This is a genomic window from Pseudomonas paraversuta (assembly GCF_904067025.1).
In the GTDB taxonomy this organism is placed as follows: Bacteria; Pseudomonadota; Gammaproteobacteria; order Pseudomonadales; family Pseudomonadaceae; genus Aquipseudomonas; species Aquipseudomonas paraversuta.
On record NZ_CAJFDA010000001.1, the window covers coordinates 1,445,212 to 1,468,788 of the forward strand.

The following is a 23,577-nucleotide window of genomic DNA, read 5'->3' on the forward strand; positions in this document are numbered from 1 at the left end:
TGTGCCATGTCAGTCAGTTTATGTGCGACACGCGATCAGGGTATTGGTATGAACAGCAGGGCCTGTACATTACTGGAACGCTTGAGTCTTGGTCTTCATCCCCACGTTCCGTCAATCCACTCTTTCAATAGAGAAACGCTTTTGTCGCGGCTGCGCTCGGACCTGAGCACGCTGCTCAATACCAGCGGGCTGGCGGGTGGCCAGGACCTGAGTGCCAGCCCTTATGCGGCGACCTCGGTGATTAATTACGGTATCGGCAATGTGGCGGGGCAAACCCTGTCCGGTCTTGCCCCGCACCTCCTGGAGCAACGTATTCGGCAGGCCATCTTTACTTACGAGCCGAGAATCATTCGCCATAGTCTGCAGGTGTCGTGGGTTGCCAATGGCAGTGAGCCCATGGCCGACATGCAATTTCTGATTCAAGGGCAGCTGCGTTGCGCAATGCAGGTGTACCCCTTCACGTTTCGTTCTTTGTGGAATACCCAAAGCGGTGCGGTGCATATCGACACCCCTGACGGTGTGCAACACCATGGATGAGCGCCTGTTGCGCCTGTATGAGCGCGAACTGGAGTTTTTGCGCGAGGGGGCGGGTGAGTTCGCCCGGATCTACCCCAAGGTCGCCAGTCACCTCAACCTGGACTCCCGGCACGACCCCGATCCCGGCGTCGAGCGCCTGCTGGAGGGCCTGGGGTTTCTGACGGCGCGTATTCAATTGCAAATGGAATCCGAGTTTCCACACTTCACCAGGAATTTGCTGGAACGGGTTCAACCCCACTCTTTAGCGCCACTGCCGTCCATGGCGGTGGTGCAGTTAACCCCGGATCTGCATCAGGGCAGCCTAGTCAAGGGTTTCTCTCTGGCGGCCGACAGCGCTTTGAGTGCCTTCGCCGATGTTGAGGGCCAGAGTGCCCGTTGCGAATGGCGCAGCCTGCAGCCCGTGACCCTATGGCCATTGCAGATCGAGTCGGCAGAGTACCTGCCCAGTGCCAACCTGCTTTCGGGTGTGCCCGCCGGGCTCGCCGTGGAGGCTCATTCGGCCATCAGGCTGCGTTTGAAAACCACTGCAGGCACCCTGTTCAATCAATTGGCCCTGGAACACTTATGCCTGTACCTGGGGCGCCCCGGAGCGCCGACGCTGGCGGTGCATGAAGCGTTGCTGTCGCGCACCCTAGGCATTATCGCCAGGCCGTCGGGCAGTGATGATGACGGGTGCGAGGTGATCGAACCCTGGCACATCAGCCAGGTTGACCTGGAGCCCGGGCAGGATGCGCAGCTCAAGCCGCGCGCTGGCGACGGGGCCGACGCTTTTGCCCTGTTGAGGCGCTTTCTGGCGTTCCCCGAAAGCCAGCGTTTCATCCGCCTGTGCGGCCTGGGACCTGCGGTTCGCCGCTGTGGCACCGACTCGCTGGAACTGGTGTTCTTGTTGGCACCCTTGTCAAATCCGCTGCCGGCGGATCTTGACCCTTCGTTTTTCAGCCTGTTCTGTGTGCCGGTGCAGAACCTGTTCAAAAAGCGCACCGACCGGATCAATCTGCAGCAGCACCGCACCGATATCGATGTGGTGGTCGATCAGGCCAACCCTTTGCATCATGAAATACATCAGGTGCTGCAGGTGCAGGGTTACTTTCGCGGCGGTCGCGAGCACCAGCGTTTCGTCCCTCTGTATTCGCCCCTGGCCGGCCAGGCCGAGGCCCGGGGCACGGGCTTTTTCCAGTCCCAGCGCAGGCCTTCACGGCCCATGGCGACGGGGTTCAATGGCCAGCCGCCCTACGCGGGCTGTGACCTGTCCATCACCCTGGTGGACCCCGAGCACCCGCCGTACCGCCCGGACCTGCATCAATTGGCGGCCGATGTCATCTGTTCCAACCGGCACCTGGTGCAGCACATCCGTTTTGGCAAGGGCAACACCGATTTCGTCCTTGAAGTCAGTGCGCCGGTGATCTCCATTCGGCGCCTGGCCGGGCCGTCGGCGCCGCTGTCCCTGCCGGTCTCGGGCGCAGGTCCGTGGAGCGCGATCCAGCATTTGTCGCGTAACTTTCTGCCGCTGGCAGATGCGGACGGTCAGGCGGGAGCCGCTGCCCTGCGCGAGATGTTGTCGCTGTACATCGCGTCCGATGATGCCGTGCTGCAACGTCTGCTCCAAAGCATCCTCTCGTTACGCGCCAGTGTCCTCACCCGGCGTCTGCCCGGGCCGGGGCCGGTGGTGTTCGGGCGCGGGCTGCAGTTTGAACTGACCCTCGACGATGCGGCGTGCGAAGGCATCGGTGCCTTTGTTTTTGGGGGCGTGCTGGAAGGGTTTTTCGCCCGTTACGCGGCCATCAATTCCTTTACCTGCACGGTGTTGTACACCCGGGGCCGGGGGCTGATTCACCGGTGGCCGGTCAGGGGTGGCCAATGCATGGTCCTGTAGATTTCTGGGCGCAACTGCAGAGCGCTGCCTGGCGCTTCGATTTTTTCAGTGCCTTGCGCTGCATCGATGCCCTGGACCCGCGCACGCCAAGGTTGGGCACCAGCGAACACTTGCAGCAGGACCCGCTGCGTCTCGGGCAGGCAGTGTCGCTGGGCTTCGAGCCGGGGATGCTGCGCAACCTGCAACTGCGCGAGGGGCGGGCGACCCGGCTGGCGGTTACGTTTTTTGGCCTGACCGGGGTCAACGGCCCGATGCCGCTGGCGTTCAGCGAGGACGTTTTGTCCCGGCAAATCAATCACAACGATTTCCTGCTGGCGGACTTTCTCGACATCTTCCATCACCGCCTGTTGTGCCTGCTGTATCGCAGCTGGGCGGTGACCCGGCCGGCGGTGTCGGCCGACCGTCCCGGGCAGGACCGTTTTGCGGATTATGTACAGGCCTTCGCGCCCCGTGGTGAGCGCTATTACGCCGCTCAGTATGTCGACCAGCGGCGTAGCGCCGAAGGGCTGCTGGCGGTGTTGCGCGACCATCTGCAAATGCCGGTGCGGTTGCAGCAATGGTTCGGCCGCTGGAGCGAACAGACCGCCCTGCAGCAACCCCGGCTTGGCGGCGCCGGTGCCGCACAACTGGGGCACAGCGCGTTGCTGGGGCGCCGGGTATGGAATGCCCAGCACAGCGTTCGCCTGGTGCTGGGGCCCCTGACGATTGCCCGGCTGGAGCAATTTTTGTCCGCCGCTGCGCTGTTACAAAGCCTGACCCGTTTGGTCGATGACTACCTGGGCAGCTGTTTTGAATGGGATGTGCAACTGCTGGTCGCCGATGAGGCTGAGCCGGCAGTGCGCCTGGGAGCCAACCAGGCATTGGGCCTGGCTTCATGGTTGCCCGGCACATCGCGTTCGCTTCATTCACGGGCTTGCGTCTTGAGCAGGGCCCGTCTTCACCGACTTCAACAGGAATTGAGCCATGACTGATATCAGCCGCGCCAAGCTATTTGGCAAACTTGACCACCTGGCGTTCCAGGCCATGGAGTCTGCCACCAGCCTGTGCCGTCTGCGCGGTAACCCCTACGTTGAGCTGGTGCACTGGTTTCAACAAATGTTGCAGGAGCCCGACTCCGATCTGCGCCGGATCAACGAACGGTTCGGGCTGAACAACGCCCGGCTGGTGACCGACCTGATCAACGCCCTCGAGCGTTTGCCTGCCCGCTCCGGATCGGTGATTGACCTGTCTGGGCAACTGGACGAAGCCATGGAGCGCAGCTGGATATACGGTGCGTTGCAGCTCGATGCGGTGAAGATTCGCAGCGGCCATATATTGCTCGGGGTGCTGGGCACCAGTAATTTGCGCCATACCTTGTTCGCCATGTCGCGGGAGTTCGAAAAGATCAACCGCGAACTGCTGATGGAGCAGTTCAGCGAGATCGTGCAGCGCTCACCGGAACAACCGGCGACCTTTGTCGAGAGCGAAATAACCAATGTCCCGGGTCAGTCTTGCAGTGCCTTGCAGCGCTACACCAGCGATCTGACCGAGCAAGCCCGGCGCGGCGAACTGGACCCGGTGGTGGGGCGTAATGATGAAGTGCGCCAGTTGATCGATATCCTCATGCGCCGGCGCCAGAACAACCCCTTGCTGGCAGGCGAGGCGGGGGTGGGCAAGACCGCCGTGGTCGAAGGGTTTGCCCAGCGTATCGTTGCCGGTGACGTGCCCCAGGCGTTTCGCCAGGCACGGGTGCTGGCGCTGGATATCGGCCTGTTGCAAGCGGGCGCCGGGGTCAAGGGCGAGTTTGAGCAGCGCTTGCGCCAGGTGGTCGATGAGGTTCAGGCCGCGGCAGTGCCGACCCTGTTGTTTATCGATGAAGTTCATACCCTAGTGGGGGCCGGGGGGCAGGCGGGTACCGGTGATGCGGCCAATTTGCTCAAGCCGATGCTGGCCCGGGGTCAGCTGCGCACCATTGGTGCCACCACCTGGGACGAATACAAAAAGCACATCGAAAAAGATCCGGCCCTGAAAAGACGTTTCCAGGTGCTGCGGGTGGATGAGCCCAGCCCCGAAGTGGCGATCAATATGTTGCGCAGCGTACTGCCCACCTTGCAGGCACACCATCAGGTGCAAATTCTCGACGAAGCGCTGCATGCGGCGGTGAACCTGTCCCACCGTTACTTGCCTGAGCGTCAGCTACCGGACAAAGCCATCAGCCTGCTGGACACCGCCTGTGCCCGGGTGCGCATCAGTCAGCAGGCATTGCCGGGGGAGCTGGCAGACCATCGCGAGCGCCTGGCCTACCTGCACGCAGAAAAATCCATGGTGCAGCGCGAACAGGCCATCGGCCTGGGGGATCCCCAGCGTTTGCTCAACCTTGAGCAACAGCTGCGCGAAGAGCTGCATGACGGGCGAGGGCTGGAGGCGCGCTGGCAGATCGAAGCGGCATGGGTCGAGGAAATCCAGCAGCTGCGCGAACGCCTGCAGGCCGAGGATGAAGGTGAGTTTCCCGAGCGGGCAGCCCTGCTGGAGCGTGCCGATGCATTGCAGCAGCGCCTGCAGGCCGCCCACGCCAGGACCGCGGCCCTGGTGCTGCCCGATGTCGACGCCCAGGCCGTGGCGGATGTGTTGCAGGGCTGGACCGGGATTCCGCTGGGCACGTTGCAGCGCGATGAGCTGGACACCATCCTCGATCTGGCCGCCAGCCTTGAGCACCGCATCATCGGCCAGCCCCATGCCCTGCAGGCGATTGCCAGCCGCATCCAGACCTCCCGCGCCGGCCTCGATCACCCCGGCAAGCCTGTGGGTGTGTTCATGCTGGCCGGTCCCTCCGGGGTCGGCAAGACCGAGACCGCGCTGGCCCTGGCCGAGCTGTTATATGGCGGTGAACACAACCTGGTCACCATCAACATGAGCGAGTACCAGGAGCCCCACAGCGTGGCCTCGCTCAAGGGCGCGCCGCCCGGCTATGTCGGTTACGGCGAAGGCGGCGTGTTGACCGAAGCGGTTCGCCGCCGCCCGCACTGCGTGATCCTGCTGGACGAAATGGAAAAGGCGCACCGCGACGTACATGAAGTGTTCTTCCAGGTTTTTGACAAGGGCTGGATGGAAGACGGCGAAGGGCAGGTCATCGATTTTCGCAACACCCTGATCCTGATGACCACCAACGTCGGCACCGAGGCGCTGTTCAACCTGCGCGGCGGCGAAACAGCCCAGGACCTTGAGCAGTTGCTGCGCCCGCAACTGCTCAACGTATTCCCCCCGGCACTGCTGGGGCGGCTGGTGGCCATCCCGTACTTCCCCCTGAATGACGAGATGCTGGGCAGCATTGTTGAAATGCAGTTGCAGCGCGTGGTGCAAAGGGTGCAGAACCGTTATCAGGTGCCCTTGCACTACGACGCGGGCCTGGTGGCGCATATCGTCGGCCAGTGCACCGACCGCCAGAGCGGCGGCCGTATGGTCGACACCATCCTCACCCGCGAGTTGTTGCCACAGATGAGCCGGGTGTTTTTGCAATGGACCAAGGATCAGAAAGCTCCTAAGAGTCTGAGTTTGAACATCGCAGAGGGCGGGGTGGGGCTGGAAGTTGAGATGTAAAGATAGCCGCAATGTTTTGGAGCTGGTCAATAGCCGCGCCACTATGTTTTCAGGCAGGTTTGTTGAGTCTCGTGCAGGTTAAACACTACATCTTTTGATGTTGAAGTGCTTTGGGGGATGCCTCTCGGAGCGGCTGGGTTGATGGTTTTAAATACTAAGGTAAGTTCAGAGTATGAGTTTTAAGCGGCTACACAAAGCGATTAATTATCACGAGCACTTGGAAGCAACTAATAGTGCAGGGCTTTGTTTGGGTCAGACATGGTTGTGGATGTCTGAAATTATAACGGGGGTGTCAGGCACCTTGTCGCCACCCAATTTTTTTATGGGGGGAAAGATACAGGCTGAGTACGAAGCTTATGATGATGCTGGTGGCAGCTCATTGGCTTTTATGAATAACAAAGTGTCTGAATTGCAGTTGAAAGTGCCGGATAAGTGCTTGGTGCGACGCAGTGTCAATGATTATGATTCCTCGGTTGCATTGGTGAATGGATTTTCGCTGCCGTCGGGTGAGAATGCGGTTGTTTATATGTCCTGGAAGATAGGTGCTGATAAAAGTCCGTTGCTCAAAGTAATGCGTAAATATGATAGTTTTCATGCGATGGCATTGCTCAAGTTGAAGAGTGATGGAAAAATCTATCTGTTTGATGCTAATTTCGGAGTCTTTGAGTGGATAAGGGAGCCGGGCGTTAAATTAAAAACAGATATCAAAAAGTATGTGCTTCAAAAGTACCATAGGCCTGTAGCGGCTATGCGAGGTGCCCTGATGCTGTCCACCAATAGTGATATACCGCTAAACTTTGAGCATGTCATTGTGTAGTGTCGACAGGACGTGGTTGGGCGTCAGCGTAAGTTCAGAAGTGCGCTTCAAGACGATAAAACTTTTTTCGCCATTTAGCGCTGGCTGCGTCCGCAATGGCTTGACGTGTTTCCTGAGCAACTCCAGGCGTGCGCCAGCGCTACGTCACTCAACGTTAGCGGTTTGGCGCTCTGGGTGGTGTTTAGTCGACCCTCAGTGTGTTGATTGGCTGAACGATAAGGATTGTTGTTTTTTTAAGTCTGGATGTAAAAGGTGGATGTTGTGAATAAGGTCAGTATTCTGAAAGAGTGGAGCCCGGAGAAGTTGGGCGCGTCTCGGGCATTGGTTCATACGTTGCGTTACAAATATTTAATGGGCGTGGGTACGGACCTGAGCCCGTTATTATCCAGGCCGGCTGAGGAGGTGTTTAAAACCTGGGATGTGATCAGCGCATCGCTGGTTGATTTGGGTCGTATGCAAGGAGCCAGTGCGGATTCAGACGCAGAAACCATGGCCTTTGGAGAATTGGCCCTGGTGCTGGATGTGCCGATTCAAAACATCTTGGGCACCCATGCCTATGATGTAAGTTTTCCTAATCATATCGGGACACAGCCTGGAAGAAACGGCAGCACCCAGGTCACCAATTCTTATGCCTTGGTGGATGCTATTTATTCCGGGGTGACGAAAAGCCCGGGCAAGAAAGTGGCGGGCGGGTTTAATCAACTTTGTACGCCGATGGAATTGCTTGGGCGTACCGCCAGAGTAATGAGCAATCATAATGAGGTGCTGCTTGTTGGGCGTCCGCATATCAATATATATCAGGGCTTGGGGGTGACGAGCCCGATCAAGGTTCGTGAGGTGTGGGTGTTGTCCAAGACTCAGGACCTCAACAGAAAAGCGTTTCTGGTGTCGAAGGCGCAACAGATAATGGCCATCAATAAAATAGCCGGCTCGCCAAAAATCATCTTGTGACGCTGTGGAACATTAGCCTTTTACCAACGAGGTGCTCACAGCGTCTTGAGGGGGCGACTGTATAAACCTTAAGTCCTTGCTGTTTTCAAAGTGCCATGGGTTTAATTTGAAAGCGCCAGGGCTTAAGGTTGCTCTCGCTGAACTTGATAAGAAAGTTTACGTGGCAGATAAGCGCTTAAGCGGATTTTCTGTTTGCGGGTATCGTCTGAAAAAACTTATCAAGTTTAGGACTATTCCTATGTGATGGTGCCTGCTTTTCTTTAGGCTGCGCCCATCAGTTATTAGCTACCGGTTGTTACCTAAAGCCATGAATCATTACGCGGAGGGCTACCTGTGCCACAACAAGTTGTAATGGGCGCGCTGTTAAGTTGCTCATTTGGCGCAGCGCCCGCCAAGTTGGCGGTGTTGCCGGTCAACCGGGTCACCGCTGAAGGCCAGCCCGCGGCCACGATCATGGATCACAAACCGATGGTCAATATCGCGCCGTTCGGTGTCTGCAAGTCGATGGCCAACCCGGCGGTGTCTGCTGCCACGTCTGCGGCGATGGGGGTATTGACGCCCATGCCTTGCATACCGGCTACCAGCTCGCCCTGGACCCCCGGGGCGATAAAAACCTTTATCGCCGGGCAACCGGCGTTACACGGCAAATGTACCTGTATGTGCAACTGGGCCGGGGTGATCAAGATCGATCACCCCGGCACCGGTAAAACCCTGGTCAGTTGAGGAGCTGTTGTGCAATGAGTGATTCTTTGCTGCCACGTTGTGGTTTTACCGGGCCACCGGGCTCAAGTGCCTTGTTGTTTGCCGGGCTGCACGGTCATGAAGGCCTGAGCGAGCTGTTTGAGTACCGGGTGAAGGTGTTGAGCCCGGAAGGGGAACTGAACGCGGACGACTGGCTGGGCAAGGCCCTTGGGCTTGAACTTCATCATTCGGCACAAAACAGCCCCTCATCGCGCAAGGTGCATGGCCATGTCTGTGGCTTTCGGCGTCTTGGCGATGAGGGGCGATTCCCCTGTTATGAGTTTTTGCTGCGGCCCTGGCTGTGGTTTGCAAGCTGTGCCAGCAACTGCCGGATTTTCCAGAGCCAGAGCGTGCTGGAGGTGCTCAAGGCTGTGCTGGCGCCTTACCCCGGCGAGGTGGAGTGGGCGGCGACGGAAAGCTATGCGGCACTGGAATATTGCGTGCAATTTGCCGAGACCGATGCCGCCTTTGTCAGTCGCCTGATGGAGGAGGCCGGTCTCTATTACTTCTTCCGCCATAGCGGCGAAGGGCACAGTCTGGTGGTGACCGACTCGATGAGCGAACACCGGAGTCTGGAGGCCGGTGACACCCTGTACTGGCGGGTGGGCAGCGACGACAACTTCCACAGCCTTTGGGACTGGGTGCCGCAACAGGCCCTGTGCAGCGGTCGGGTGAGTGCCGCTGATTTTGATTTCAGCAAAGCCAATACCCGTGAGGCCAGCGTGCTTGCGGCGGCGGCCTCGATCGCCGCGGGCCATGATCAGGCCGGGTTTGAGCACTACCGCTACCCCGGTCATTTTAACAACAGCGCCAGCGGTGAGGCCGCGACCAAGGTCCGGGTGCAGGCTTTGCACGCGCTGCGGCAACGGGTCGGGGCCACGGGTTGTGCGCCTTATCTGTTGCCCGGTGGCACGTTCAAGTTGTCCGGGCATGCCGACCCTGGGCAGAACGCCGAATACTTGATTACCCGGGCCACGCTGACCGCCACTTGCAGGGTTTCGCCTGCCGGGGTCAGCGCGCCGAGCTTCAGTTGTGATATCGAGGCCATAGGCAGCAATGCCCGCTATCGCGCCCCGGTCCAGACCCCGCGCCCAAGAATGCCCGGCCCGCAGACCGCCTTTGTGGTGGGCAAGGCCGGCGAGCAGCTGTGGGTTGATGAATTCGGCCGGGTCAAGGTGCAGTTCCATTGGGACCGTGGCGAACAGACCGACGAAAACTGTTCCTGCTGGGTGCGTGTCGCCCAACCGCTGGCAGGGCAACGCTGGGGCGCGATTTTTCTGCCGCGCATCGGTCAGGAAGTGATTGTCGAATTTCTTGACGGCAACCCGGACCGCCCTCTGATCACCGGCAGCCTGTACAACGGTGGCATGCGCCCACCCCATGAATTGCCGGCACAGGTGGCGCGCAGCGGGATTAAAAGCCAGTCGCTGGGGGCCCGGGATGTTTACAACGAACTGCGTTTTGAAGACAGGGACGGCGCCGAACAACTGTTGTTCCATGCCGGGCGCAATCAGGACGTCACGGTGCGCAATGATGCCCTGGAGCATGTGGGCAACGACCGCCACGTGAAGGTGGGGGGCAATTCCTTCCAGCAGGTGCTCAAGGATGCCCATCAGCATCTGGGTGGCGAATTCAATGTGTACGTTGCGGGCGGCCATTCGCTGGAGGTGGTGGGTGACCGCAGCATCAAAGTCGGTGCCGGTTACTCGATGGAAACCGGTGCCGATCATCGGTTCAAAGTAGCAGGCGGCCATTCGCTGGAGGTTGCTGGCGACAGCGATACCAAGGTCGGCGGCAAGTTCCGGCTCGGCGCCACCAGCGTCGACCTCAAGGGCTCGCAGACCCTGACCCTCGAGGCGGGGCAGACCCTGACCCTCAAAGCCGGCTCCAGCACCCTGGTCCTGGGGCCCAAGGGGGTGGCGATCAACGGCGCACTGGTGACCATCGACGCCAAGGGCAAGGTGGACATCAACGGCGGGGGCGACAGCAGCGCCGATCCGGCCGAGGCACCGCAGCCCATCCCCACCCAGAAACCACAAATGCCCAAGCAACCCGAGGAAGCCGACCATGGTCGTGACTGACGCCCTTAGGCAGGTGCGCCGGCTGGCGCTCTGCGGCGCATCGGTGCTGGTGCTTGGCGGGATGCAGGGCTGCCAGATGTTCGGCTGGTTCCAGGACCCGCCACCCGATCCGTACCGAAGCCTGCAGGTCGAGGCTGCCCTCGATGTGAATCCGGATATCCATGGGCGGCCATCGCCCGTGATTCTGACGATCTACCAATTGAGTGATGCCAAGGCATTTCTCGCGGCTGACCCGGCCAGTCTGCTGGAACCGGACGCAGAGCCGGCCAGCCCCGCCTGGTTGAAGCGCGAGACGTTCCAGTTAAGACCGGGGGAGGAGCTCACCCGGCGTTTTGTGCCCGAACCTGCTGTGCAGTTGTTCGGCGCAGTGGCGGAATACCGCGACCTGGAAAATGCCCAGTGGCGCACCGTGGAGGTGTTTCATGGGCAAACCCCCGAGTCGCTGCAGATCAATCTGCAACGGACCCGGGTTTCGATCCGCCTGATTCCATTACAAGGAGAAGCATCCAGTGTTCAGCAATGACCGGGTGCTGTGGTCGGAAGGGATGTTCCTCCAGCCGCAGCATTTTCAACAGCAACAACGCCACCAGCAGGCGCAACTGGTGCAGGGCCTGCAGGCTTTGCAAAGCCATGCCTGGGGCTTTACCGCGCTGAAGGTCGATGCGGCCCAACTGGCCCTGGGCTACGTGCAGTTACTGGAGTGCGCCGGCATCTTGCCCGACGGCACACTCTTCAATCTGGACACCGAGCAGCTGGCCCGCACCCGCTTTGTGGTGCCCGAGGGCGCACGGGAACTGGAGGTGGTCCTGGCCTTGCCCGCGCCGGGCATCTCGACTGTCGAAGTAAGCCGTGACAGCGGCCCCGACAGCCTGGCGCGCTACCGTCTGGTGGAAGCGCCGGCCCTGGATAGTTCGGCCCCCGACACGGGCGAGGCGACCCTGCAACTGGCGCGGCTGAACCTGATGCTGGCGGGCAAGCGCGACGTTGCACGGTCCCATGTCTATCTGGACGTGCTGCGCATCGCCGAGCGCAGCCCCGGTGGCCAGGTCAGTCTGGATGAGGGCTTTATCGCGCCGGTGTTGAACTGGCGTCTGGCCCGGCCCCTGGTCAGCTTTGTTGACGACTTTCTGAGCCGGGTCAAGCAGCGTGGCTACATGCTGGCTACCAATATGGGGGTGCCGGGGCTGGGCGGCGTGGCGGAGGTCCAGCATTTTCTGATGCTGCAAACCATCAACCGGGCCGAGTCCATGCTGGGTCATCTGGCGAGCTATCCGGGCTTGCACCCTGAGGTGCTCTACCGCGAGTTACTGGGGCTGGCCGGGGAGCTGGCGATATTTTCTGAAAGCAGTAAACGGCCCAAATCCTATCCTGTTTATCGCCACGACCGGCTTGGCGAATGCTTCGCCCCGATCATGGACGATCTGGCCTATACCCTCAGCGCCCAGGCCGGTACCGATGTCATTCCTCTGGTTTTGCACGAGCGCGAACATGGTATCCGCTTTGCCGCCGTGCTCGACTCAAGCCTGTACGCCAGCGCCCGCTTTGTGCTCGCGGTGCGCGCCCAGGTGCCGGACGATGAACTGCGCAAGGTGTTCCCGACCCGCCTGAAAATTGGCCCTGCAGAGCGGGTTGCCGACCTGGTGGACCTGCAGTTGCCCGGGCTTGGCGTCAGTGTCTTGCCGGCCGCTCCGCGGGAGCTGCCCTATTACGCGGGCTTCAGCTATTTCGAGCTGCGAAGCGATCATCCGCTGTGGCAAGAACTCAACACCGGTGCCGGTTTCGGACTCCATCTGGCCGGTGACTTCCCCGGCTTGCAACTGGCCTTCTGGGCGATCAAGGATCCTCAATGATTCGTCGTTTTGTCTCTCCGTTAGCCCGTATCAGGGCGCGTTTGCGTGCCTCTGCACAACCCGCCGGCCCGGCTGAAGCATTGCCCCCGCTGAGCAGCGACGGGCTTGGCCAGCGCGCCAGTGACCTGTTGTATGAAGTGGTACTGCTGCGCGGTCTGGAACGTGCGCCGGATCTGGATGAGCTGCGGGCCCGACTGGTCACCAAGGTGCGCACCTTTCATCGTCAGGCCATGGCTGACGGGGCTTCGCTGGATACGGTGGAACGGGCCCAGTACGCCATCTGTACCTTGCTCGATGAAATTATTTCGGGCTCCGAATGGGGGCGCGGCGGTTGGTCCAGACACAGTCTGTTGATGATTTTTCATGGCCAGACTTCCGGTGGTGACGGTTTTTTCGCCTACCTCGACGCCGCGGAACTCAAGCCCCAGGAAAACCTTGCCCTGCTGGAAGTGATGTACCTGTGCCTGGCCCTGGGGCTGGAAGGCCGCTATCGCATCCAGAGCGAGGGGCGCGCGGCACTGGCGTTGCGCCGCAACCAGCTGTTCGAAACCATCCGCCTGCAACGCGGCTATCTGCCCAAGGCCCGCCTGGACGAGCATTTGCGTTCGTGGAGTCGCGGCTACTTCAGCCGACGCCAGCGCTATGTCTGGTGGGGCTGTGGCGCCCTGTTGCTGGTGCTGGCCGCGGGCCTGACCTGGCACCTGGAAAATCGCGCCTATCAGACCCTTTTACGTTTGCAGGCACTGGAGCAGGCCCCGCTGATCAGCTTGACCCAGTCCCTGGCCGAGACGCTGTCGGCAGATTTGCGTGCGGGGCGTCTGAACCTGCTCGAAGACGGGCAGGGGGTGCGCATCATCATCAGTTCCTCGGGCCTGTTCGCCACCGGCGGCAGTGAAGTGGCGGCGCCCTATGAGCCAGTGTTGTCGCGCATTGCGGCGGCCCTGGAGCAGTGGCCGGTGCAGATCAAGGTGATCGGGCATAGCGATGACACGCCGGTGGCCAGAGGCCTGGGCTCCAATCAGGCCTTGTCGCTGGCCCGTGCCGAGGCGGTATTGCACAGGTTGCAGGGCAATCAGATCGACCCGGCGCGGTTTACCGCTGAAGGACGTGGCGAATTCGAACCTTTGTTCGCCAATGACAGCCCGGACAACCGGGCCCGTAACCGTCGGGTCGAAATCTTTGTGTACCCCGCCGAGCTGTAAGCCGGGCGCCTTCCCTCAACCTTCTACCTTGCGGATGTTGCTGCCATGCTCCTGCGTGTTTTGAAAACCCTGCTGCGGGCCTCGCCCTGGCTGCTGGGGCTGCTATTTACGATGTATCTGATCCTGATCCATGGCCCGCGCCTGGCGGTTGACGGTCATGTACCGCTGGCCGCTCTGGTGGTGCGCCTGCTGCTGTGTGGCGCGCTGCTGCTGGTGGCCGTGCTGCTGGTCTGGCTCGGGCGGCGTGGCAAGCAGCAGGCCGAGCCGCAAGCGGTCGCCACGGCAGCGGTGCTCGACGAGTTGACGGAGCGCGAACTGGCATTGCGCGAACGGCTGTGTGCATGGCGCCAGCGCACCGGGGGCAAATTGCCGGGGTTGCTGGTGATCGGGCCGGCCGGGGTCGAGAAGGGGCCCTTGCTCGGGTTGCCGGCCAATGCCGATGAAGACTTGCGCTGCAGTGCCGTTGACGGCTATGGGCTGTTTGAAATCGGCGGCCACCTGGTGAGCCAGCGCCACCCGCAGGAAGTGCGGCTGTGGCGTCGCTTGCTGGATGACCTGGGGCAGTCCGGCGCCTCGGGCCAGCATCCGCGTGGAGTGATCCTGGTGCTATCGGCCGCCCGGCTGCAGGGCGCGACAGAGGTGGAGCGGGACCAGATTGCATTGAGCCTGCGCGCGCGTCTGGAAGAGCTGGCCAGCCGCTTCGGCAAAGGGCTGACGCTGCAGTTGATCATCAGTGAATGCGAGCAGTTGCCCGGCTATGGCGAATCACTGGCCTGGCTACCGGCGGACCGCCGCGAGTTGAGCGTGGAATTCGCCCCGGCCACCCGCAACCGGCACTTGCTCACCACCCTCGAACAGCGCATGGCTGCCCTGATCGAGGGCCTCGACAGCAGTGAGTTCGAGCGTCTGCAGCGCGAGCCGGATGTTCAGGTGCGCGCCCGGCTGTATGGCTTCATACCGATGTGGCGAGGGTTTGCACTGACATTGAACGGGCTGCTGAACACAGCGCTGGCCCAGGAGCCGGGCATTGCCCAGGTCGCCTTGCAATCCATACGTTTCAGCGCCCGGGCAGCCACCCCGGAGTCGCCGGCGCCGGCCCTGCTGCGGGCCTTGCAGACCTGCCGCCGGCCGGGCCGGATACGCACCCCGTTGCGTCAGGCCGGTGCCTGGTGGCGACCGCGGGCGCACTATCTGATGCTGGTCGCCAGCCTGCTCGCCGGGTTGTTGTTACTCAATCTGTACCGTGATCAGGACCGGCGCCTGGAGCAGGTTGATCAACACATTGCGGCATTGCAGCAGGCGCTGCCCCATGGGGTACCCGTCGCGCTGGGGGCCGGGGCACTGCTGCGGCTGGACCGGCTCGCCGGCATAGCCCGGCTTCTCGATCGGCGCTGGAGGGTCTGGGCCACCGATCGCCAGTTACGTCAGTTGTCCGGGCAGTTGTATGCCCGGGATCTGCAGCAGGTTTTGCTGGTGGATCTGTTGCAGCGCTTGCATGGCAGTTTGCATGGCACCACTGACGAGGGGCTGCGCGAGAGCCTGGGGCTGTATTTAATGCTCGGTGGCGAGGCGCCCATGGATGCCCGCTCATTGCGTGACTGGTATGCCCGGGCTGCGGGCGGCCCCGGTGAAGCCTACCGCCTGCGGCTGGATCAGCATCTGCAAGGCCTGCTCAAGGGGTTGGCGCAGTCCGGCCCGGTGCCGCTGGATCGCGGCCTGATCGAGCAGGTGCGCAACCGGCTGGCGGCGCAACCGCTGGCCCAGCGTTTATACGAACAACTGCTTGAGGGGATGCGGGGTCAGGCCCTGGCCGAGTTCAGCATTGCCTCGGTGCTGGGGGCCGAGGGCATGCTGCTGTTCGCCCGGCGCAGCGGCGAAAGCCTGGTGGAGGGGGTGCCGGGGTTGTATACCCGGGAGGGTTATCGGCGTTTCGAGACATTGCTCGAGCCCTTGCTGACGGTTGGGTTGCTGCAAGAACGTCGACTGCTGGGGCGCTCCGAAGTGCTGGCTCTGGAGCCTGTCAAACGCGAGATTCTGGCGCTCTATCATCAGGACTACATTGCCCACTGGGAGGGTTTTTTCGACGATCTGCAAATCGCCGGCCTGGACCAGCATGAACACCTGCCGCGGCGGTTGATGCAATTGGCCCGGACCGATTCGCCGCTGCTGGTATTACTGCAGGCCGTCGCCGGGCATACCGAACTGACCCCCGCAGCATCCCCCGAGGGCTGGCTGGATATGGCGCAAAAGCAGGCGCAGCGTCTTCAGCCTGTGGCCGAACCGGGCGAGACCGCTGCCGCGCCCCCGGAGCATCCGGTGACCCGGCACTTCCAGCCTTTGCATCGCTGGCTCGCTGCTTCGGCACCCGAGCCGCCGGCCCTGGCAGTGCGCGCAGCAGTCAAAGGTGCCGCTTTATTGATGCAGGCCAATCAGAAAGCGCCTTCCCTGAAAGTCACGGTGCCGCCCAACGAGGTGTTGCAGCGTTTGAATGAGGAAATCGAGCAGTTGCCCGGTCTGCTGCAGCCGGTTTTCCTCGACGTTGCCGAGATTGGCCAGCAGCAGGTACAGCAGCAGGGCCGACGCTCGCTGGCCACTGCCTGGGCCGCTGAAGTGGCGCCATTGTGCGAGCGCGGACTGAGCGGGCGTTACCCGTTTGCGGGTGACTCGGCCAGTGACGTCAGCCTCGAAGACTTCAACCGGATGTTTGCCGCTGACGGGGCATTGCAAGGCTTTGTCCAGCAGCATCTGGCGGGTTTGCTGGATACCCGTTCGCGTCCGTGGCGCCTGGGTGACAGCCTTGGGGGCGAGTCCCTCGGGGGGCCGTTACTGCTCGCCCTGGAACAGGCCGGGCAGGTACGGGCGGGTTTTTTTCCGGCAGGCGGGACCCAGGCAGGCTTCGAATTTGAGCTCAGCCCGCTGACCATGAGCGAGCGCATCGCCAGCTTCACCCTGCACATCGATGACAAGCGCCTGGACTATCGGCACGGACCGTTGCGCGGGGTGACTTTCGGTTTTCCGGGCAAGGCCCTGGGGACGCAGATTCGCCTCTCGGCCACCTTGCTCGATGGCCGCACCCTTACCCGGCGCACCGAAGGGGCATGGGCCTGGTTTCGTTTGCTTGATCAGGCCCGGCAGATACCGACCGACAATCCCCAGGTCCGGCAACTGGTTCTGGACTTCGAAGGGGAGGAAGTGCGCTTGCAGCTGCGGGCAGGGCGCCAGGGCATGGCTTTGGGTCGTGAAGCACTGAATGGCTTCCGCTGCCCGTCGATTGGTACTTCAGCTGAACCGCTTCAGCTTTCAGAGCTTTCCTAAATACAGTAACCCGTTGTTCATATAGCTTTCTCTGCGTCATCGGACCTGACCGTCATCTGGACGGTTTCAAACCTTGAGGCGGGTGAAATAATCATTCCGTTGCGATTGCTGCCACTCCTTTAAACGGGGCGCGCCTGTAATCCGTCTCCCGCGATGTGCGTCTTGAAACCCGGATCAACAGCCGTGAGTGGACGTTAAGCTGTGCACAACATCGCCAACTCGGCTTTTACGCAGAAACAGCCGAATTGCGCAGGCTTGTGCGGTGCCAATACTGCTTTGAGTTGGTTCAAGGTGCTGGCCGAACAAGGTGTCGTCGAATGATGCCGAGGGGGGATTTGATCGGTAAGAGTATTTCTGCTTTTTAACTAAAAGCACCCGGCCTGCAAAAGGTATTTGCAACAGTCAATGCTTATAAAGGAGTTTCTGATGGCTTCATTATTACGGCCGGCCCGGCTGATGCTGCTGGATGATCACGACCTGGTCTTGCAGGGTATGTTGCAACTGTTGAGGCAAGAGCAGGATATGGAAGTCGTCGGGCACTTCATCCGCAGCCGGGAATTGATTGATGCGTTGAGCCAGCCCGGCATGGAAGTTGACATAATCATCATGGATTACACCCTGAGTCCGGGGGAAATTGACGGCTTGAATTTGATTCGCGGTTTGCGGCTTCGCTTTCCGGATATTCATTTACTGATTATTTCGGCATCCCACACTCCTGCAACTGTGGCGCTGGCCTTGCGTTGCGGAGCCAAGGGGTTTATCGGTAAAGACATGTGCTCCAGTCAACTGGCGGTTGCCGTACGCAGACTGGTGGGCGGGCGCGGTTACCTGCATCCGCAGATGGAGTCGAATCTGCAATACAACGGGGTTTCCATTGCTCAGGGGCAGCGCAATGGCCTGGCCAAACCCACCGGGGTGGACATGCTGGTCAGAACCAGTGAGTTGTCATTTCGTGAACGTGAAGTATTGCGTTGTTGTCTGGATGGCATGTCGGTCACGCAAATCGCGTTGAAATTCGAGCGCAGTGTCAAAACCATCAGTACTCAAAAGCAGGCCGCCTTTAAAAAGCTCGGGCTGCGCAGTGATAATGAATTGTTTAAGATTCGCTCGCAGTTTGAAGGTGATTAAGTGGTGGCCGCTGTTAGTGGGTCGGACACTATTGGGTTCTAATAATGGCCTGATTTTTGCCGGGTTATTATAAGAATGTTCTTATTTTTGATTTTTAGAGTGCTGCTATATTTTTTTAAATGCCGTCTGCTGATTCAGAAGTATGTCTGTTGCTCAAGCAGTACTGCGTTGGAGGGGATGGATTCCCCGTAGAGTCTACTTACTTATAAGGATATTCGATGGACAGTGTTGTGGCTTTATCACAGGCAATTCTCCGGATCAGTGAAAATCAGACGGTGCTGAGTATCATGATTCGTGAACTTACGGATGGTGTCGATTTACCGGTAAATTGCGTGAATGCGCAACTCCTGGCCTGTTATGTCGACATGCTGGATAAAAACCATTTGTTGCTGTTGGACGCTTTATGTCAGCTCAACTCCCAGGAAGTACTTTAGCGGGTTGCAAATGGCTGGCCTGATGGTGAATTCAAAATTTGTCTGGCAACGATGCCGGGCGATGGTACGGGCTCGGGCCCCGAGGATCTGCCAGTGTCGGGTCGGTTGTTTGCTCAGGGTCGGCGCCCGCTATGCACCCGCATGCACTCTGCGAGCAGTGATACCCACCCATGATCCGGTATCCCGTAGTCCTGCGCGCCCATCGGGTGCCGGGTGATTGCCTCGGCAGCCGGCCGGGCAATGGGGTACGCCAAGAAAGTTTTCAGGCGCGATCGCAGCGGCCGCAGGTTTGTCTGGGGCCTGCTGCTGGCCTCTGCCTGTTTTCGGAGCATGGCCCAAGGGCAGGCTGAACAGCTTTTCACTGCACAGGAAAGAGCCTGGATTAGCGCCAATCCTGTGGTCCATGTGGCTGTGGATCCCGACTGGCGCCCATTGGAATACGTTGAAGATGGTGTTTATAAAGGGCTCAGCGCTGAGTACCTGAAAGCCATTGCCAGGGTTTCCGGCCTGGAGTTTCGCTGGAAGCAAGGCCTGGGCTGGCCCTCCGCCAGGGCTGCACTGGCGGAGCGCGGTATCGACTTGCTTGCGGCCACTTCACAGCAGATGGCTGCGCCGCAATCCCGTGAGCATATCGCCTACAGCAAACCTTACTTTGTAGGTTCCACGCTTATTGTGACCCGAGCCAGTTCGCCGGTGATGTTCGATCCTCGTCAACTGGAGGGCAAGAAGGTCGCCGTCAAGGCCGGAGGCGGCTATGAGCGCAGTTTGCGTTTACGTTACCCCGCAATCCTGCTGGTCGCGGTCGAAACTGCAACAGAGGCATTGGAGCGTGTCGCGAGCGGTGAGCTGTATGCCGCCATCGATGTTGATGCGGTGTTGATCCCGATTTTGCAACACCGCTATTTCGATACGCTGCACGTCGCGGGTTCGATTGCCGAATTGCCCGCAGTGGTCAGCATCGGCATACGAATGGACCAGCCGTTACTGGTCTCGATCATCAACAAATCCCTGGCCACGCTGACCGCCCGCGAGACCGACCACATGCTGGCGCGCTGGGTTGATGCCGCCAGTTACGGGCCGCCGTCGTGGTCCGAACTGCTGAAATACTATTGCCGCGAAATGCTCGTGGTGGTCCTGTTTCTTGCCATCTTCATGTATCTGTTGTGCAACGCCCATCTGGCGCAACGCCAGGCCCGGCGTAGCGAGCGGGACAAGGCCATGTTGCTGGCGGTCATGAGTCATGAAATTCGTACGCCCATGAATGCGATACTTTCCAGTGTCGAGCTGCTGGGGCGAGCCCGGCTCGCGCCGGAAGATGCCGAGTTGGCGAAAATTGCAGTGACCAGTGCCAATACGCTGTTGGGGCTGCTCGATTGTGCGCTGGATTTTTCCAAGCTGGAGGCCGAGCGCATGGTGCTCGAGTTCAGGCCCACCAATATCGACGGGTTGATCGAGGAGGCGCTCAGCATCTCGGAGTTGCGGGCGCAGGAGAAAGGCCTGCCGATGAAGATGAGCCTGCAGTGGGACTCGCCGCTGTGGTTGAGTGTTGATGCCCTGCGCCTGCGGCAAGTACTGATCAACCTGCTCTGCAATGCAATCAAGTTTACCGAGGCCGGTGAGGTCAAGGTGGTAGCCGGTTTTGAGATCGACCCTGAGGATTCAGCCAGGGGGCTGTTGCACCTGAGCATTATTGACACCGGCATCGGCATTTCCTGGCGTGATCAGCGGCGCCTGTTTCAGGCGTTTACCCAGGCCGACGACTCGATTACCCGAAAGTTTGGCGGCACCGGTCTGGGGCTGACCATCTGCCGCCGTCTTTTGGGGTTGATGGGCGGCACTATTGTGTTGCACAGCGAGCTCGGCAAGGGCACAACCTTCGTGGTCCGGGTGCCCGCGCTGCTGGCAGAGCCGCAGGTGCACCTCCAGCAGACAAATTCCTCAGCTTCAACCGCGGCGGCGGGTAGCGGGATGCCGGCGCTGAAAGTACTGGTGGTTGAGGATCATCCGCAAAACCAGTTTGTGATCAGGCGCCAGTTACAGACCATGGGCCATGAAAACGTCCAGGCGCTGACGGGGCAGGCGGGTCTGGATTGCTTTGCCGGGGAACGCTTCGATGTGGTGCTGCTGGACTGCAATTTGCCGGATATAGATGGCTATAGCGTCGCCCGCCGTATACGTGTCATGGAGGCCGGGCGCCAGATCCGTACACCGATCATTGCCATTTCGGCAATGGTTGGGGCGGAGCATGCCGAGTCGTGTTTTGACGCCGGTATCGATGGCTTGCTGACCAAGCCGTTACGGGTTGACCAGTTGCGGGAAATAATCGATCTGTGGTGTGACAGATGCACGCCATCCCCGGAGCATCCCATGCTGCCGGAGCCGGCCGACGGCGATCTGCTAAGTGCTTTTTTTGCAACTTGTCACCTGGACTTCGAGCCTCTGCCTGGCTTTGCGCAAGCCTGTGACTGGCCCCAGGTGGCGCATCGGGCGCATCGCATTGCAGGTGCCGCCATGATGCTGGATCAGCCCCGGGTCGTCGAGGCTGCCCGCAGACTTGAGGCGCTTTGCCAGGAGCCAGTTGAAATTGCGACTGTTCACATGGCCATCGAGCATTTGCAACATGCCCTGGAATCCGCTTGTCGCTGACGCGCAACGCGGCTGCGACGGGGGCTCGCAGCCGCGTGCCCGGTCAGCGACTACGGGCCCGTTTTTCTGCTCAGGTAAAAGCTCTTCAACGCTTCTTCCATGCCGGCCAGCATGGCGCTCCAGTCGTACTCCTGACCGGCAGTATCACGCAGGGCCTGCTCCATGTCCCTGGCCCGTTTCGCCAGTTCGTTCGCCTGCATCGCCAGCGCTGCACCGTGAAGACGATGGCTGTAGTGCAGGGCCAGCACCAGGTTGTGCTTGTCGAACGCATCATGCAGACAGGCGAAATCTTCGCCACAGGAGGTATTGAACAGATCCTCGATGGAGGCGCTGCTCAGTGAGCTGGCCACAGGCTGGGGCGGGGTGTCGGGGCCGGGCAGCCACAGGCCCAGGATCTGCCGCAAGGCCGACAAAGTCAGGGGTTTTGACAGATTGCCGTCAATCTCGCTGTCGATGCATTTGAGCTGATGTTGCTCGTCGGTGGAGGCGGAGATCGCAATGATCGGCATGTGGGCCAGGCCTTGCTCTTGTTCCTGCTGGCGAATCCTGCGGGCCACTTCGTAACCGTCGATGCCGGGCAAGTGACAGTCCAGCAGGATCAGGCAAATGCCCTCGCGGTGCTGCTCCATGGTCGCAATGGCCGCTATGCCGTCCTCGACAATCAGCGCGTGATACCCCAGCTCAGTGAGTTGTAGCTGGATGGTCTGGCGGTTGATCGGATGATCTTCGACCACCAGTACCTGCTGCCAGGTTTTCGCTGGTGCGTCCGGCAGCGGCTCTTCGGCAGCCCGGGCAGGCAGGGCAGGGTATTTGTGCCGGAAACTCACCGGCAAGCTGACGCGTACACGGGTGCCCTGGCCGGGTTCGCTTTCGAGGTCGATCTGGCCGCCCATCAACTCCACCAGCTGTTTGCAGATGGACAGCCCCAGTCCGCTGCCGCCGTAACGCCGGGTGATCGAGTTGTCGGCCTGGACGAACGCCTGGAATAAATGCCGTTGTTGTTGCGCGTCGACTCCGATCCCCGTATCGCTGACCAGTATCTCCAGGTGTCCGGAGTCGGAGGACGTGGCTTCAAAGTGCAGGCTCAGCAGCACCTCGCCGTGCTCGGTAAATTTCACCGCATTGGACAGCAGGTTGGCGATGACCTGACGGATGCGGACCGGGTCGAGGATCAGTAACACCTCATCCAGGCCGGTAACCGCCAGGGATATCTCGGTATGGCGCTGGCGGGCGGCCAGCTGGTGGATGTCGGCCAGGCCCCGGGCCAGTTGCTGCAGATCGGTGGGGACGGATTCCAGCTGGATCTTGTCGGCTTCCAGCTTGGAAACATCCAGCACGTCGTCGAGCAATTCCAGAAGGTTGCGCGCCGAAACGTTGGCCAGGGTGGCCAGTTCCTGTTGCGCCGGGGTCAGCGGTGAACCCTTGAGCAGTTCGATGGACGACAGCACGCCATTCATCGGGGTGCGGATTTCATGGCTCATCATTGCCAGGAAACTCGATTTGGCCGCTTCGCTTTTCTGCGCGGCCTTTTTCGCCAGCATGGCACGTCGGGTCATGAAGGCCAGTGCCGACAGCAGCAGGGCAAAACAAATCAGCTCGATCCGGTAGTAGCGGAAAACCGTCGCCCAGGAGGGGGCGCCGTAGTCGGTCCGTTCCAGCCAGCGTTCAAAGATGGCATCGATGGTTGATGGCGGTAGCTGTGCCAGTGATTTGTTGATGATGGACAACAGTTCAGGGTACTTGGGGCTGATACCCATGCTGCTGACGATCGGCATGTCTGACAGCACGCCGGCCAGGTGCAGGGTGCCGAAAAACTTGCGGGATATGATCAACTGCAAAACGCTGTCCATGCCAATCACAGCGTCGGCTTTGCCCTCGGCCAAAGCCATCAGGGCGTCCTCCGGGTCATTGATCAGTAGCAGTTCGACGTCGGGGAACTCTTTTCGCAGGTACTGCTCATAGCCGCCGCCGCCTTTGACCGCTACCACTTTGCCGTTGAGTTTGTGGGTCGAAAACAGTACCGGTTCACCACTGCGGGTGACGACGACGGTGGAACCGACGAAAAAAACGTCGGACAGCAGTAGTTTTCCGGCCTGGTCCTTGTCGATCAAGGCTTTGGAGACGGCAGTGGTCAGGTCGATTTTGCCAGCGTCGATGAGGGCGAGGGTTTCACTCCAGTTTTTTGTCGGAACCAGTTCGAATTGCAGTCCGCTGATGCGCGAGATTTGCTGCAGATAATCGCGGGTCAGGCCTTTGTGTTCACCATTTTCGATGTATTCCAGCGGCCAGTAGGAGTCGATGGCATAGCGCACCACCGGGTGCTCCTGGATCCATTGCTTCTCTGCCGGGGTGAAGGCGTAAGGGGAATCGGCGTACACCTGGCAACTGATCAACAGCGCAATCCCCAGCAGCATCAGCCTGCGCAT

16 protein-coding genes are annotated in these 23,577 nt (G+C 60.3%); 15 read left to right on the top strand and 1 reads right to left on the bottom strand.

All coding sequences use genetic code 11. The features are described 5' to 3' along the window. Positions 1-48: 48 nt before the first annotated feature. The 15 genes from tssE to JQ848_RS06970 all read left to right on the top strand — a co-directional run bounded on the left by tssE (position 49) and on the right by JQ848_RS06970 (position 21,151). Positions 49-537, top strand: a complete 489-nt coding sequence (tssE, locus tag JQ848_RS06900; RefSeq protein WP_161718306.1) for a type VI secretion system baseplate subunit TssE — start codon at positions 49-51, stop codon at positions 535-537. Beyond that, positions 530-2,410, top strand: a complete 1,881-nt coding sequence (tssF, locus tag JQ848_RS06905) for a type VI secretion system baseplate subunit TssF (RefSeq protein ID WP_161718308.1) — start codon at positions 530-532, stop codon at positions 2,408-2,410. Before tssE ends, tssF begins: the two co-directional genes overlap by 8 nt. Then, a complete protein-coding gene (tssG, locus tag JQ848_RS06910) occupies positions 2,395-3,381 on the top strand; it encodes a type VI secretion system baseplate subunit TssG (protein ID WP_202210388.1) in 987 nt (328 codons plus the stop codon). The genes tssF and tssG overlap by 16 nt, the downstream gene beginning before the upstream one ends. Further along, positions 3,374-5,986: a type VI secretion system ATPase TssH gene (gene tssH / locus JQ848_RS06915; RefSeq protein WP_202210389.1), complete on the top strand. Its 2,613-nt coding sequence runs from the start codon at positions 3,374-3,376 to the stop codon at positions 5,984-5,986. Before tssG ends, tssH begins: the two co-directional genes overlap by 8 nt. Positions 5,987-6,158: 172 nt before the next feature. Beyond that, positions 6,159-6,803, top strand: a complete 645-nt coding sequence (locus JQ848_RS06920) for a hypothetical protein (protein ID WP_202210390.1) — start codon at positions 6,159-6,161, stop codon at positions 6,801-6,803. A gap of 261 nt (positions 6,804-7,064) precedes the next feature. Further along, complete coding sequence (locus tag JQ848_RS06925) at positions 7,065-7,754, top strand: hypothetical protein (protein WP_178105448.1); 690 nt, start codon at positions 7,065-7,067, stop codon at positions 7,752-7,754. A gap of 351 nt (positions 7,755-8,105) precedes the next feature. Further along, a complete protein-coding gene (locus JQ848_RS06930) occupies positions 8,106-8,477 on the top strand; it encodes a DUF4280 domain-containing protein (protein WP_003446719.1) in 372 nt (123 codons plus the stop codon). 14 nt (positions 8,478-8,491) lie between these two features. After that, positions 8,492-10,576 carry a type VI secretion system Vgr family protein gene (locus JQ848_RS06935; RefSeq protein WP_202210391.1) on the top strand — a complete coding sequence of 695 codons (2,085 nt, stop codon included), beginning with the start codon at positions 8,492-8,494 and terminating at the stop codon, positions 10,574-10,576. Then, on the top strand, positions 10,563-11,099 hold the full coding sequence (tssJ, locus tag JQ848_RS06940; protein ID WP_202210392.1) for a type VI secretion system lipoprotein TssJ: 537 nt from the start codon (positions 10,563-10,565) through the stop codon (positions 11,097-11,099). Before JQ848_RS06935 ends, tssJ begins: the two co-directional genes overlap by 14 nt. Continuing rightward, positions 11,086-12,426, top strand: coding sequence for a type VI secretion system baseplate subunit TssK (gene tssK, locus JQ848_RS06945; protein ID WP_202210393.1), 1,341 nt, complete (start codon positions 11,086-11,088; stop codon positions 12,424-12,426). The genes tssJ and tssK overlap by 14 nt, the downstream gene beginning before the upstream one ends. Continuing rightward, on the top strand, positions 12,423-13,628 hold the full coding sequence (gene icmH / locus JQ848_RS06950; RefSeq protein WP_003446727.1) for a type IVB secretion system protein IcmH/DotU: 1,206 nt from the start codon (positions 12,423-12,425) through the stop codon (positions 13,626-13,628). Before tssK ends, icmH begins: the two co-directional genes overlap by 4 nt. 45 nt (positions 13,629-13,673) lie before the next feature. Continuing rightward, complete coding sequence (gene tssM, locus JQ848_RS06955; RefSeq protein ID WP_202210394.1) at positions 13,674-16,943, top strand: type VI secretion system membrane subunit TssM; 3,270 nt, start codon at positions 13,674-13,676, stop codon at positions 16,941-16,943. Positions 16,944-17,369: 426 nt separating this feature from the next. Next, positions 17,370-18,071, top strand: a complete 702-nt coding sequence (locus JQ848_RS06960; RefSeq protein WP_003446731.1) for a response regulator — start codon at positions 17,370-17,372, stop codon at positions 18,069-18,071. A gap of 218 nt (positions 18,072-18,289) precedes the next feature. Beyond that, positions 18,290-18,505, top strand: coding sequence for a hypothetical protein (locus JQ848_RS06965; RefSeq protein ID WP_003446734.1), 216 nt, complete (start codon positions 18,290-18,292; stop codon positions 18,503-18,505). A 405-nt stretch (positions 18,506-18,910) separates the two neighbouring features. Beyond that, complete coding sequence (locus tag JQ848_RS06970) at positions 18,911-21,151, top strand: ATP-binding protein (protein WP_235972422.1); 2,241 nt, start codon at positions 18,911-18,913, stop codon at positions 21,149-21,151. Positions 21,152-21,201: 50 nt separating this feature from the next. On the opposite strand, the gene JQ848_RS06975 is transcribed toward JQ848_RS06970, so the two are convergent. Continuing rightward, on the bottom strand, positions 21,202-23,577 hold the full coding sequence (locus JQ848_RS06975) for an ATP-binding protein (protein WP_202210395.1): 2,376 nt from the start codon (positions 23,575-23,577) through the stop codon (positions 21,202-21,204).

Bases quoted from the DNA above. Each gene is read 5' to 3' on its own strand.
- tssE (WP_161718306.1), top strand. From the start codon at position 49: ATGAACAGCAGGGCCTGTACATTACTGGAACGCTTGAGTCTTGGTCTT.
- tssF (WP_161718308.1), top strand. From the start codon at position 530: ATGGATGAGCGCCTGTTGCGCCTGTATGAGCGCGAACTGGAGTTTTTG.
- tssG (WP_202210388.1), top strand. From the start codon at position 2,395: ATGCATGGTCCTGTAGATTTCTGGGCGCAACTGCAGAGCGCTGCCTGG.
- tssH (WP_202210389.1), top strand. From the start codon at position 3,374: ATGACTGATATCAGCCGCGCCAAGCTATTTGGCAAACTTGACCACCTG.
- JQ848_RS06920 (WP_202210390.1), top strand. From the start codon at position 6,159: ATGAGTTTTAAGCGGCTACACAAAGCGATTAATTATCACGAGCACTTG.
- JQ848_RS06930 (WP_003446719.1), top strand. From the start codon at position 8,106: ATGGGCGCGCTGTTAAGTTGCTCATTTGGCGCAGCGCCCGCCAAGTTG.
- JQ848_RS06935 (WP_202210391.1), top strand. From the start codon at position 8,492: ATGAGTGATTCTTTGCTGCCACGTTGTGGTTTTACCGGGCCACCGGGC.
- tssJ (WP_202210392.1), top strand. From the start codon at position 10,563: ATGGTCGTGACTGACGCCCTTAGGCAGGTGCGCCGGCTGGCGCTCTGC.
- icmH (WP_003446727.1), top strand. From the start codon at position 12,423: ATGATTCGTCGTTTTGTCTCTCCGTTAGCCCGTATCAGGGCGCGTTTG.
- tssM (WP_202210394.1), top strand. From the start codon at position 13,674: ATGCTCCTGCGTGTTTTGAAAACCCTGCTGCGGGCCTCGCCCTGGCTG.
- JQ848_RS06960 (WP_003446731.1), top strand. From the start codon at position 17,370: ATGGCTTCATTATTACGGCCGGCCCGGCTGATGCTGCTGGATGATCAC.
- JQ848_RS06965 (WP_003446734.1), top strand. From the start codon at position 18,290: ATGGACAGTGTTGTGGCTTTATCACAGGCAATTCTCCGGATCAGTGAA.
- JQ848_RS06975 (WP_202210395.1), bottom strand. From the start codon at position 23,577: ATGCGCAGGCTGATGCTGCTGGGGATTGCGCTGTTGATCAGTTGCCAG.